The organism is Streptomyces sp. T12 (genome assembly GCF_028736035.1).
In the GTDB taxonomy this organism is placed as follows: domain Bacteria; phylum Actinomycetota; class Actinomycetes; order Streptomycetales; family Streptomycetaceae; genus Streptomyces.
The window spans coordinates 6,694,659-6,706,621 of record NZ_CP117866.1; the positions used below are offsets into that span (position 1 = coordinate 6,694,659).

General features: G+C 70.3%; 10 protein-coding genes. 6 read left to right on the forward strand and 4 right to left on the reverse strand.

Going from position 1 to position 11,963, the window contains the following annotated elements; translation table 11 throughout:
* The first annotated feature begins 7 nt into the window (after window positions 1–7).
* Together PBV52_RS30320 and PBV52_RS30325 are read left to right on the forward strand one after the other, a co-directional pair.
* Window positions 8–994 carry a glycosyltransferase family 2 protein gene (locus PBV52_RS30320; RefSeq protein WP_274242662.1) on the forward strand — a complete coding sequence of 329 codons (987 nt, stop codon included), beginning with the start codon at window positions 8–10 and terminating at the stop codon, window positions 992–994.
* Entirely contained in the window at window positions 991–2,334 is a 1,344-nt protein-coding gene (locus tag PBV52_RS30325) for an alpha-2,8-polysialyltransferase family protein (RefSeq protein WP_274242663.1), read from the forward strand. The genes PBV52_RS30320 and PBV52_RS30325 overlap by 4 nt, the downstream gene beginning before the upstream one ends.
* Before the next feature lie 86 nt (window positions 2,335–2,420).
* Here PBV52_RS30325 and PBV52_RS30330 read toward each other — a convergent pair whose 3' ends face one another.
* From PBV52_RS30330 to PBV52_RS30340, 3 genes are all read right to left on the reverse strand, one after another.
* A complete protein-coding gene (locus PBV52_RS30330) occupies window positions 2,421–3,551 on the reverse strand; it encodes an acyltransferase (protein WP_274242664.1) in 1,131 nt (376 codons plus the stop codon).
* Window positions 3,552–3,671: 120 nt separating this feature from the next.
* Window positions 3,672–5,039: a polysialyltransferase family glycosyltransferase gene (locus tag PBV52_RS30335; RefSeq protein ID WP_274242665.1), complete on the reverse strand. Its 1,368-nt coding sequence runs from the start codon at window positions 5,037–5,039 to the stop codon at window positions 3,672–3,674.
* Window positions 5,039–6,019, reverse strand: a complete 981-nt coding sequence (locus PBV52_RS30340) for a glycosyltransferase family 2 protein (RefSeq protein WP_274249684.1) — start codon at window positions 6,017–6,019, stop codon at window positions 5,039–5,041. The genes PBV52_RS30335 and PBV52_RS30340 overlap by 1 nt, the downstream gene beginning before the upstream one ends.
* Before the next feature lie 198 nt (window positions 6,020–6,217).
* Between PBV52_RS30340 and PBV52_RS30345 the strand changes: the two genes are divergently transcribed.
* The 4 genes from PBV52_RS30345 to PBV52_RS30360 all read left to right on the forward strand — a co-directional run bounded on the left by PBV52_RS30345 (window position 6,218) and on the right by PBV52_RS30360 (window position 11,063).
* Complete coding sequence (locus PBV52_RS30345; protein WP_274242667.1) at window positions 6,218–7,549, forward strand: DUF6716 putative glycosyltransferase; 1,332 nt, start codon at window positions 6,218–6,220, stop codon at window positions 7,547–7,549.
* Between the two features lie 32 nt (window positions 7,550–7,581).
* Complete coding sequence (locus PBV52_RS30350) at window positions 7,582–8,886, forward strand: N-acylneuraminate cytidylyltransferase (RefSeq protein WP_274242668.1); 1,305 nt, start codon at window positions 7,582–7,584, stop codon at window positions 8,884–8,886.
* A 13-nt stretch (window positions 8,887–8,899) separates the two neighbouring features.
* Window positions 8,900–9,838 carry an N-acetylneuraminate synthase family protein gene (locus tag PBV52_RS30355; protein ID WP_274242669.1) on the forward strand — a complete coding sequence of 313 codons (939 nt, stop codon included), beginning with the start codon at window positions 8,900–8,902 and terminating at the stop codon, window positions 9,836–9,838.
* 154 nt (window positions 9,839–9,992) lie between these two features.
* Window positions 9,993–11,063, forward strand: coding sequence for a hypothetical protein (locus PBV52_RS30360; RefSeq protein WP_274249686.1), 1,071 nt, complete (start codon window positions 9,993–9,995; stop codon window positions 11,061–11,063).
* A gap of 29 nt (window positions 11,064–11,092) precedes the next feature.
* Here the strand turns inward: PBV52_RS30360 and PBV52_RS30365 are convergent, their stop codons facing one another.
* Window positions 11,093–11,764 (reverse strand): class I SAM-dependent methyltransferase, encoded by a 672-nt coding sequence (locus PBV52_RS30365; RefSeq protein WP_274242670.1) that lies wholly within the window; start codon window positions 11,762–11,764, stop codon window positions 11,093–11,095.
* Window positions 11,765–11,963: the final 199 nt, after the last annotated feature.

Consider the following 11,963-nt stretch of genomic DNA (forward strand, 5'->3'; position numbering starts at 1 on the left):
TGTACGCGTGACCAACCGCCCCCCGACACTGTCCGTGATCGTCCCGTGCTACAACATCGAGTCGTACGTACCGGAGACGGTGACCAGTCTGGTCAACAACGAACGGGACGACTTCGAGTTCATCTTCGTCGAGGACAGGTCCACCAAGGACAAGACGTACGAAGCGCTGCTGACGCTGACGAAGAGACTCAAGAACAGCCGGGTGATACGGCACGAGCAGAACGGCGGACTGGCCACCGCGCGCAACACCGGAATCGATGCCTCGGAGGGCCGCTACCTCACCTTCCTCGACGGTGACGACTGGCTGGCGCCGGGCTATCTCGCGGATCTCGTCGACGCCATCGAGTGGTTCGACGTCGACTTCGTACGGACCGACCACGTGCAGGTCACCGGCATCGAGCGGACCGTCCACCGGGCGCCTGAGGGACGGCGGCACACCCCGCTGGACCCGCGCACCTCGATCCTCCCCGTCGACGACACGACCATGGTCGACTACCCGTACGCCTGGGCCGGCGTCTACCACCGCCGCCTCCTCGACCAGGGCATGCTCCGCTTCCACGACGGACTGAAGACCGCCGAGGACCGCCCCTGGATCTGGGACCTGCACCGCAGGGCCGAGTCCTACGCCGTCGCCAGCCTGCGCGGCGTCTTCTACCGCCGGGGCGTGGCCAGTTCGCTGACCCAGATCGGCGACGTGCGCCAGCTGGACTTCTTCCGCTCCTTCGACCTCGTCCTCGCCGAGCTCGCCGGGGACCCCGAGGTGGGCAGGCTGCGCAAGAAGGCGCTGCGCAACTACTGCGTGGTCATCGCCCACCAGCTGCTCAGCCGGGGCCGGTTCGAGCGCAGCATCGCGGCCAAGCTGAAGCAGATGGCCGCCGAGGCGCTGGGCCGGATGTCGGAGGACGAACTGGAAGAGGCTCTCGTCGGGATGGGCGAGGAGCGCGTGTACATGCTGCGCCGGATACGGGGCGGCATGAAGGGAGTGGCGGCATGATCCAGCTCTTCTTCTCGGCCACGCAGTACGCGGCCGCGACCGTCACCGCCGCCATACGGGCCGGCCAGTTCGGCCCGCGCGAGGGTGTGCGCCGCATCCTCGTCGTCAGCAACACCGCCGCGATCCCCGAGGTCGGCACCCCGCTGGACCGGATGGCCGGCTTCGAGAAGCTGCGCCCCGAGTTCGACGAGGTGCGCTCCTGGAACGAGTTCATCTCCCCGCACCACCCGGCCGGCTGGTCGCCGCGCGGCCAGGACACCCTGCTGTGGGAGAAGGCCGTACGCCTCGCCTGGAACCTCGGCGACGAGCCCGTCGAGATCGCCTGCGAGTCCATCCAGGCCAACCCCTCCCGCGCGGTCGCGGACATCTTCGCGGACAGTCCGATCCATGTGTACGCGGACGGCCTCATGAGCTACGGCCCCACCCGCAACCGCATCCCGCACGGCATGAGCAGCCGCATCAAGCGCGTCCTCCACCTCGACCTGGTGCCGGGCCTGCGGCCCATGCTCCTGGCCGAGTACGGCGTCGAGCCCGAGGCCGTGCCCAACGAGGCGATCGTCGACGTTCTCGCCCAGATCGGCGAGTCCGGCGCCGGCATCCTCGCCGAGCGCCTCCCGGCCGACAACCCGCCCACCGCCGTCCTCCTCGGCCAGTACCTCTCGGCCATCGACCTGATCACCCAGGACGAGGAGGAGCAGCTGCACATCCGCTTCCTGCGCGCCGCCGCCCGGGCCGGTCACCAGGACGTGCTGTTCAAGCCGCACCCGAGCGCACCCGCCGTCTTCAACGAGTCGCTGGAGGCGGTCGCCGACGAGCTCGGCGTCAGGCTCACGGTCCTGAACGAGCCCGTCCTCGCCGAGACCGTCTTCGCCTTCCTGAAGCCGAAGCTCGTCATCGGCTGCTTCTCGACCGCGCTGATGACCGCCGCCGCCTTCTACGGCATCCCGGTCGCCCGCGTCGGCACGGACCTGCTCCTCGAACGCATCACGCCGTACGAGAACAGCAACCGCATCCCGCTGACCATCATCGACGCGGCCCTGCCCGACGCGGAGCACGCCGAGCTCGGCTCGCAGCTCGAACTCACCGGGATGGCCGAGGGGTTGGCGCCGCTGGTGCGCAGCGTCGGCTACTGCATGCAGTCCCGCAAGCACCACGGCTCGCGCGACGAGGTGGCCGCCTGGCTCACCGCCAACCTGGACCGCTACCAGCGCTACTTCAAGCGCCGCCGCCTCACCAGCCTGCGCCTCCCCGGCGGCAGCCCGGTACGGGCGGAGGCGCTGCGCCGGCATCCGGCGGTGCGCAAGGCCGTGCGGCAGCTGCGGCAGACGACGCGTAAGTAACGTACGCGGAAAGCAGGTTGGGGCGCCCCCGAAAGGGCGCCCCAACTGCTGTGTCGCTCGATATCTGCTGTGCCGCTCGATCGGCGTCACCGCGACGGCAGGACCAGCTTCCGCTTCAGCTTCGGCCCGAACGGCTTCTCCACGAACCGGTGCATCAGCCAGGCCAGCCCGAGCAGGCTCAGCACGGACAGCGCCAGCGTCGGGTAGGAGCCAAGGCCGAGGCCCCGGTGCAGCACCCGGATGAAGAACCAGCCCAGGTGCTCGTGGATCAGGTAGAAGGGGTACGTCAGTGCCCCCGCCACCGTCAGCCAGCGCCAGTTGGCCCAGCGCGTCCAGCCCAGCGCCACCATCGCGACGGCGGCGAACGCGCAGAAGACGATGGCCTGGATGACGTACGGACTGCGGTGGAACTCGCCCTGCGCCCCGGGGTGCCACAGCGCCATGACCGAGTAGCGCTGGCCCAGCAGGAAGGACATGCCCACGATCCCCCACAGCAGCAGGTCGCTGCCGAAGCGGTGGATCAGGTACAGCGCGAGGCCGCCGATGAAGAACGGGGCGTGGTCGCGCATCACCAGCTCGTCGGTCAGCGGGTTGTCGGCGACCCGGGCGAAGGCGCCGGCGAGCGTCCACAGGATGCAGAAGGTGACCACGCGGCGGTAGGTGACGCCCTTCCAGATCACGAACAGCGCGAAGAGCACGTAGAACTTCAGCTCCACCCACAGCGTCCAGCACACCCCCAGGACCCGCGGCACGCCCAGCGGCTGCTGCATCATCGTGAGGTTGACCAGGAACTCGTCCGGCCGGACCGGGTGGACGACGACCGGCAGGAGGACCGCCGCGCCGGTGACCATGACGATGGCCACCCAGTACGCCGGGTAGAGGCGGGAGATCCGCGAGCGGAAGAAGTCGCCGAGGCTGCGGCCCCAGCTGCTCATGCAGATCACGAAGCCGCTGATGACGAAGAAGAACTGCACGCCCAGGCTGCCGTAGGTGGACAGCTGCGACAGCGTCGGGAACATGACCCCGGGGGACTGGTGCCAGGAGTTGGCGACCTCGCCGTTCTTGCCGGTGAAGTGGTACATGCACACCATCAGCGCGGCCATCAGCCGCAGCCCGTCCAGGGCGCGCAGCCGACTCGCCGCCCGGGGCCGGACGGGCGGCCGGTCGGACAGGGGCAGCCGTATGTGCGGTGCCGTGGCCTGGTCAGCCGCGCTCATCCTGGGCCCTTCTCGTGGGAGTCGTGGGACGACCGAACCTATGTACCTCCGACGGGTGAAAGGTGAGTGACAGCTGACGCACGGGGAGCTCGAAGATGTCACTCGGATGAACAGCCACCGCTAGCCCTTCACCGCCGCGCGCTTCAGCGCCCGCGCCCGGCGCGCCAGTCGGCGTACGGTCGCGTTGCGCGGGATGAAGGAGAGCTGGGCCGGTACGGCGCCCGGCAGGGCCAGCGAGGTCAGGCGCTTGCGCTTGAAGTAGCGCCAGGTGTGCGGGGTGAGGTGCTGGGAGAGGTAGGCCTCGGCCGCGTCGCGCAGCCCCGGATAGATCTTCGGCTGCATCGCGAACCCGACCGCCTTGAGCAGCGCGGCCAGTTCGTCCACCCGCTCGCGCGGGGGCATCGCCCAGCCGCTGACCGCGGAGGCGTCCGCGACGTCGGGCAGCAGGGCGTCGACGATGGTCAGCGGGACGCGGTTGCTGTTCTGGTAGGGCGCGAGCCGGGCCAGCAGGGTGTCGGTGCCGACCCGTGCGACCGGGACGCCGTACAGACCGGCCGCCGTCAGCAGCGCGGTCGAGAAGCAGCCGACGACGAGGGCGGGCCGTAGCCGCTGGAAGGCCACCTCGGCGAGTACGGGCCGGTCCAGGAGGGTGAGTTCGGCGCCCAGGTTCTTCGCCTCGTCCTCCAGGAGCCGCGACCAGCGGGCCGGGGCGACGGGGTGCGGCTTGAACACGAGCCTGCGGTGGCCGAGTGCGACGGCGCCGCGGACCATCTGCCGGTGCAGGTCCTCCTCCTCGGCGTCGGTGAGGATGCCGAGCGCGCCGAGGTACTGGCCGAGCAGCAGGGCCGGCCGGGCGTCGGTGGCGTCCGCGGGAGCGGTGGGCAGATCGGTCTCCGCCTCGGCGAGTTCACCGAGCACCTTCAGGAACGCCTCGGACGGCACCAGTTCGGTCGGGACGCCGAACTCGGTGAGCAGCAGCGGGGTGAGGCCCGGGACGAGATCGAGGTGCAGGAGGCGCCCGATGCGGGTGCCGACCAGCGGGTCGATCTTGTCGCGCGTGGGGCCGTAGCTTATGAGGCCGTCGGCGTAGACGTCGACGGGAGCGCCGGTGAACAGCTGGCACAGCGCGAGGGCCGGATTGACCTGGACGGACTCGACGGCCAGCTGCACCTCGTCGTCGCCGAGGTTCCACAGCAGCCGTACGTACCGCTCCCACATGGGGATGTCGTCCGCGCGGGGCGACCAGCCGCTGGGGTGGAACGGCGCGATGGTCGCGTTCCAGGACAGCACCTCGTCGAAACGCTCACGCAGCCGGTCGAAGCCCGGCATCGCGTCGACGGACGGGGTGGTCTCGGGGTTGGTCGCGTTGTTGGTGACCAGCAGCAGCCGGCGGTCGGCCGGTTCGAAGAGCCCGGCGTCCAGGGCGGCGGCCAGGGTCGCGGCGCCGTACAGCGTCGAGGCGCAGAAGATCTGGGTGGTGCGAGGCATCAGGCGGCCACCGTCCGTGCCCCCATCGACCGGCGGCGCACCCGCCGCAGCCGGGCGGCGCGCTGCGCGTCCATCGAGTCCATTACCTCCGCGAGCACGTCCTGCGGCATTCTTTTCAGGGCGGCGGCGCTCATCGAGCGCAGTTTTCGAGCCACGGCGGGTTCGAACCTCTCGATGTGGCCGAGATGATGAGCCATGATCGCGCAATAAGTGCGCACGGCTTTCGGAAGCAGCTTATCGGCCTCGGGGTCAGCCGCTGTTTCCTCGATTACCTGATCGAACGCACGAATGAAATCCAGCTGCCGGACGTCACCGATCTGAGTGAGTGAGGACGCCACGCCGCGCCGGTAGTAGACGCCGAGCAGCCCCACCGCGGCGAACGATTCCGCCTCCCGGTGCAGTTTCCAGATCCACGGCCGGTCCTCGGCCGTGCGCAGCCCGTGGGTGAAGTGCAGCACCCCGCGGTCGACGAGGCGGCGGTGGTAGACGCCCGCCCATGCGTACGCGTAGTCCACGGACGTCGACCGGTCGGTGGGCAGGATCGCCTCCCGCGGGTTCATCACCGTCCAGCGCCGGCCGTGCGGCACCCGGTGGACGCTGCGCGCCCGCCCGGTGCACTGCACATGGTCGGTGCGCACGAAGTCGCAGCCCAACTCCTCGATGGCTGACAGGAGTTGGGGGAAATAGCCGGGCGCCAGCCAGTCGTCGCCGTCCAGGAACGTCAGGTACTCGCCGCGCGCCTTGTCGATGCCTGTGTTCCGCGCGGTGGCCAGTCCTCCGTTCTGCTCGTGTCTGACGACCACCGCTCCCGGCAGCTCACGCTCCGCGCGCGCGAGGAGGTCCGGTGTCCCGTCGGTCGAACAGTCGTCGACGAGGATGAACTCGAAGTCCTCGCGTGTGTTCGCACGCAGGCTCTTCAGGGTGTCTGGCGCGTATTGCTGCACGTTGTAGAACGGCACGATGACCGAGAGCTTGACCACGCGAAGGACGTTAGGGGGCGGTCCGGCACCCGTCTTTACCCGGAGCTTGATGTCAGGTGAACGACGCGTGGCGATGCAGTGAACCAGGCTTTTTTTCAACGGTTTCGGGACCCGATTCGCCGTTCGTCGGTGTGCTGTTAACCGTTTGTTGCATTTGGGTTGGGCAGAACCTCTCAATCGCTTCCTAGCGTCTTCGACGTGCCAGCAAGTGCGACGAAGACCCGACGAGTTGCCGTACTCGCGGATTCCGATACCCGGTGGAAATGGGGCGCGCTCACCGCGAACCGTATCGCCCCGGAGGATTCGGACATCCGTCTGGACGGATATCTCCTGCGCGGCCGCGCCACCCCGACCCCCCGCCAGCTCCAGGAGGTCGGCGTCCACGCCGACTCCCTGCGTGAGGTGACCGCCGTCGAGTTCCTGCGCACCATGGCGCAGGAGTCGTACGACGTCCTGGTCCTCTCCCTCGTCGGCGGGGGCGTCCAGGCCATGCTGCACGGCCTGAAGCGGGTCTGGGAGGGGCAGGCGCAGCGGCCCGTGGTCGTCACCGGGTATGTCGGCGTCGTCTACGAGAAGCTCGCCGACGGCCTGCTGCTGCGGCACGGCGCGGACCTCGTCCTCGCCAACTCCCGTCAGGACGCGGAGCGTTTCCGGGCGGTGTACGACGGGGTCGGCGCCGACTCCTCGGCGGTGACCGAGGTGGCGCTGCCGTTCCTCGGCGGCGAGCCCTACGCCGGCGAGCACGACCCGTACACGGTCGTCTTCGCGGCCCAGCCCTCGGTGCCGGACAGCCGCAAGGACCGTACGTACCTGCTGAACCGCCTGATCCAGCACGCCCGCAAGCACCCCGAGCGCGAGGTGCTGCTGAAGCTGCGCTCCAAGCCGGGCGAACACACCACGCACATCGAGGAGTTGCCGTACCAGAAGCTGGTGCAGGGGCTCGAACCGCCGGCCAACTTCCGTCTGGTGTACGGGAACATGGGCGAGGTTCTCGACCGCACCGACCTGCTGGTCACGATCAGCTCCACGGCGGCGCTGGAGTCGCTGCACCGCCGTATCCCCACCGTCGTCCTCACCGACCTCGGCGTGCGCGAGGTGCTCGGCAACCACCACTTCGTGGGCTCCGGCTGCCTCGCCTCCTGGGACCAGCTGGACGACGGGCACCGCCCGACGCCCGACGAGGAGTGGGTGTCCCGGCAGGGCGTCTGCGCTGGGGGTACCCCCTCTGGGGGAGGCTCGTATGAGGCGGCCTTCGACGCGGCCCGCGAGCGCATCGCCAAGCTGCTGGAGCGGCCCGGCGGCCTGCCCGCCCTCACGCCGTACTACACGCCGGCCACCGCGCCCGGCTATCTGCCCGGCATCCTCGCCCGCCACCACCTCGGCCCCGACGGCAGCCCGCTGCCCGGCGCCCCCGCCCACGACAAGGAGCCCGGCCCAGTCCGCCAGATAGTGCGCCGGGCGGCGCGCGGCGCCTACCGCCACGGCGTGCAGCGCGTGGCACCGGTCATCCGGCGGATGGGCGAGCTGTGAGCCGCCAGACCTCACGTCAAGGAGCAGAACCCATGTCCAACCCGCAAGCAGGTCAAGGCACTTCGGTGCCGCGCGTGCTCGCCGTGATCCCCGCGCGCGGCGGCTCCAAGGGCGTGCCCGCGAAGAACCTCATGCCCGTCGGCGGCGTGCCGCTGGTGGCGCGTGCCGTGCGTGAGTGCCGGGCTTCGAGGCTCGTCACGGACGTCGTCGTCTCCACCGACGACCAGGGCATCGCGGCCGCCGCCCGCCAGGCCGGCGCCGAGGTCGTGCTGCGCCCTGCCGCCATCGCCGGCGACACCGCCACCTCCGAGGCGGCCGTACTGCACGCCATGGACGCCCACGAGGCGCTGCACGGCTCCCCGGTGGACGTGGTCCTGCTCGTGCAGTGCACCAGCCCCTTCATCGTGCGCGAGGACATCGACGGCGTGGTCAAGGCGATCGTCGCCAACGGCGCCGACACCTCCCTGACCGTCGCGCCCTTCCACGGCTTCGTGTGGCGCCACGGCGACGACGAGCCCACGGCGGCCGTACGCGCCGAGCGCCGGGCGGCCGAGGCCGGCACGGACACCGTCGCCACCCGCACCACCACCTCCGGCGGCGGCTACGGCGTCAACCACGACAAGTCCTTCCGCCCGCGCCGCCAGGACCGTCCCCAGGACTTCCTGGAGACCGGCGCCGCCTACGCGATGGACGCGCACGGCTTCCGCGAGCACAGGCACCGCTTCTTCGGCCGCACCGAGCTCGTGCGCACCGACCCCGCCCGGGTCCTGGAGATCGACGATCCGCACGACCTGGCCCGCGCCCGCGCGCTGGCGCCGCTGTTCGACGCGGACCGGCCCGGCGCCCTCCCGACCGCCGACGACATCGACGCGGTCGTACTGGACTTCGACGGCACCCAGACCGACGACCGGGTGCTGATCGACGCCGATGGAAAGGAGTTCGTCTCCGTGCACCGCGGAGACGGCCTCGGCATCGCCGCCCTGCGCAAGAGCGGGCTGAAGATGCTGATCCTGTCCACGGAGCAGAACCCGGTCGTCGCCGCCCGCGCACGGAAGCTGCAGATTCCCGTGCTGCACGGCATCGACCGGAAAGACCTCGCACTGAAGCAGTGGTGCGAGGAGCAGGGCATCGCGCCTGAGCGCGTGCTCTACGTCGGCAACGACGTCAACGACCTCCCGTGCTTCGCCCTCGTGGGCTGGCCCGTGGCGGTCGCGAGCGCCCACGACGTCGTGCGCGGCGCCGCACGCGCGGTCACCGCCACCCCCGGTGGCGACGGCGCGATCCGAGAGATCGCCAGCTGGATCCTCGGCCCCTCTCTCGATTCCCTCACCAAGTAAGGACATCTCTGCCATGAGCACCAACTCCCGCCTCCGCAACTTCGGTTCCCGCGAAGTCGGCCCGGGCAAGCCCGTCTACATCTGCGGCGAGATCGGCATCAACCACAACGGTGAGCTGGAGAACGCCTTCAAGCTCATCGACGCGGCCGCCGAGGCCGGCTGTGACGCCGTGAAGTTCCAGAAGCGCACCCCGGAGATCTGCACCCCGCGCGACCAGTGGGACATCGAGCGCGACACCCCCTGGGGCCGGATGACCTACATCGACTACCGCCACCGTGTGGAGTTCGGTGAGGACGAGTACCGCCAGATCGACGAGTACTGCAAGACCAAGAACATCGACTGGTTCGCCTCCCCGTGGGACACCGAGGCCGTCGCCTTCCTGGAGAAGTTCGACGTCCCCGCCCACAAGGTCGCCTCGGCCTCCCTGACCGACGACGAGCTGCTGCGCGCCCTGCGCGGTACCGGCCGCGCGGTCATCCTCTCCACCGGCATGTCGACGCCGAAGCAGATCCGCCACGCGGTCGAGGTCCTCGGCTCCGACAACATCGTCATGTGCCACGCCACCTCCACCTACCCGGCGAAGGCCGAGGAGCTCAACCTCCGCGCGATCAACACCCTGGAGAAGGAGTTCCCGAACGTCCCGATCGGCTACTCCGGCCACGAGACGGGCCTGCAGACCACGCTGGCCGCGGTCGCCCTCGGCGCCGTCTTCGTCGAGCGCCACATCACCCTGGACCGCGCGATGTGGGGCTCGGACCAGGCCGCCTCGGTCGAGCCGCAGGGCCTGACCCGCCTCGTCCGCGACATCCGCACCATCGAGGCCTCCCTCGGTGACGGCGTCAAGAAGGTCTACGACTCCGAGCTCGGCCCGATGAAGAAGCTGCGCCGCGTCGCCGGTGTGGTCGCCGAGGCGGAGATCGCCGCCGCGGCGGGCGAGCCGGTCCAGGTCTGAGCCTGAAGGCACCGAGTCCGAGTGCGCCGATCCCGAGTGCCCCGAGTGGGAGCGCTCGGGCTCGGCGCCCTTCGGGCTCGTGGCAGCACCAGCCGGAACACGAGCTGAATACGAGCGCCGCATGAGCGCCTTACGACGGGACGGTCGTACGCCGATGAGCCACCGCGCCGGGAACACCGGCCCTCACACTCTCGCCTTCGTCGAGAGCCCGGTACAGCTCCTGAACGTGCTGGAGTGGGCGCATGCCCGCGAGCACGCCCTCGGCGCGGGACTCACCCTCGTCGTCCTGTCCCCGATCGACCCCATGACCCGCGGCCAGCTGCGCCGGATGGCCGAGCTGGCGCGGGACGACGGGCACGAGGTCCGCTGGGAGGAGGCGCGGGGCGGCGCGGCGGCCCCCTTCCACACGATCGGCGGCCTCGCGGGCCGGCTCCGCCGGGCCGACCGCGTGGTCCTGGGCGACCCGTTCTCCCGCTACGTCCAACTCCTGCTGACGATCACCAAGGCCCGCGACCTGGTCGTAGTCGACGACGGCACGGCGACGATGGAGTTCGTCGCCCAACTCGCCCGTGGCGAGCGCCTGGTGCGCTGGCACCGCAAGGGAGGCCGCCCCGGCCCCCGCGACCTGGTCTTCGCGCCGGTGTCGTCCGCGGCCCGCAAGCGCCTGACGCCGAGCGAGCGGCGGACGGTCGAGATCTTCTCGTCCATGCCGATGGAGGAGACGCCGGACGGCGTGACGGTCACCGCCAACACCTTCGCCTGGACCCGCGACCGGTTCGGCCCGCCCCGCATCACCAAGGGCGCGGACATGGTCGGTACGTCCCTCGTCGAGACCGGCGTCGTGGACGGCGACCGCTACCTGGAGGCCGTCCGCTCCCTGGCCAAGGCACACGGCGCCACCCGCTACTTCGCCCACCGCCGCGAGAGCGCGGAGAAGCTGCACCGGCTGGCGGTGGAGACGGGCCTGGAGGTCGTCCGCCCGGACCTTCCCCTGGAGCTGATCGCCCGCCGCGGCCCCATCGGCCGCACGATCCTGAGCTTCCCGTCGACGGTTGTGCATACGTTGCCACTGGCCCTGACCGGCACGGAGGTGCGGGTCGCGGTGTGCGACATCGACCCGGCGTGGCTCACGGAGAATGCTTCGCCTCGGGCGCAGGGGTTCTTGTCGGGGGTTACGGGGACGGCTCGGGATGTGCATCGGCTGTCGGCGGTGAGCGCGGTCTAGCGGGCGGAGACTCTTACGCCCTTGTGCCTCTACGCCTGCGCTGAGGGCTTCTCGGCGAGGAGGAAGGCGCGCGGGCGCTTCTCCTCGCCCTCCGCTTCCCGCACGATCCGGGCGTACAGCCGCAGGCCCGCCGCGGTGAGCTGGTCGATGACGGTGTCCGGGATCCGCCAGTAGTAGTCGAGCGCGATCTCCTGGCCGAAGCGCTCGCTCAGGTGCAGGTGGTCCTCGTGGGCGCCGGACTGGAACGCCAGCAGCACCGGGGCGCCGGGCACGAGTACCCGGTGGAACTCGGCGAACGTCGCGGGCAGGTGATCGTCCGGGACGTGGATGATCGAGTACAGCGCGACGATCCCGCCCAGCGTCTCGTCCGGCAGGTCCAGCGACGTCATCGAGCCGACGTGGAACCGGAGTTCGGGATAGGCGCGGCGGGCCAGGCCCACCATCCGGGGCGAGAGGTCGACGCCGAAGACCGGCAGGCCGAGGGTGTGCAGGTGGGCCGTGACGGAGCCGGGGCCGCTGCCGAGGTCGGCGACGGGAGCCGGGGCGTGCTCGCGGGCCAGCTCGGCGAAGGCGGTGACCAGGGAGCGGTCCAGGGGCGTGCTGTCGGCCGGCCAGTCGGAGAAGCGGTCCGCGTAGGCGGGGGCTATGGCGTCGTACGAGGCTCGGGTGGCCTGCAGGAAGTCGGCGGTCACGGGGCGCACCCTAGTGCGGCGGGGGGACGGGCGTCCGGGAATTCACCGGGGGTGTGCGATCCCGACAGGTGAACACAACCGACGGTTCTGTTCACTACGTGGTAAGCGTGGAGGAGTGGAGGTTAGGCTCCGTCACTCTCCGTGCCGTCGATTTCATGATCGACTTGGCGGAAAGGTGCGCGAGTTTACCCACCCAAACCGATACCTA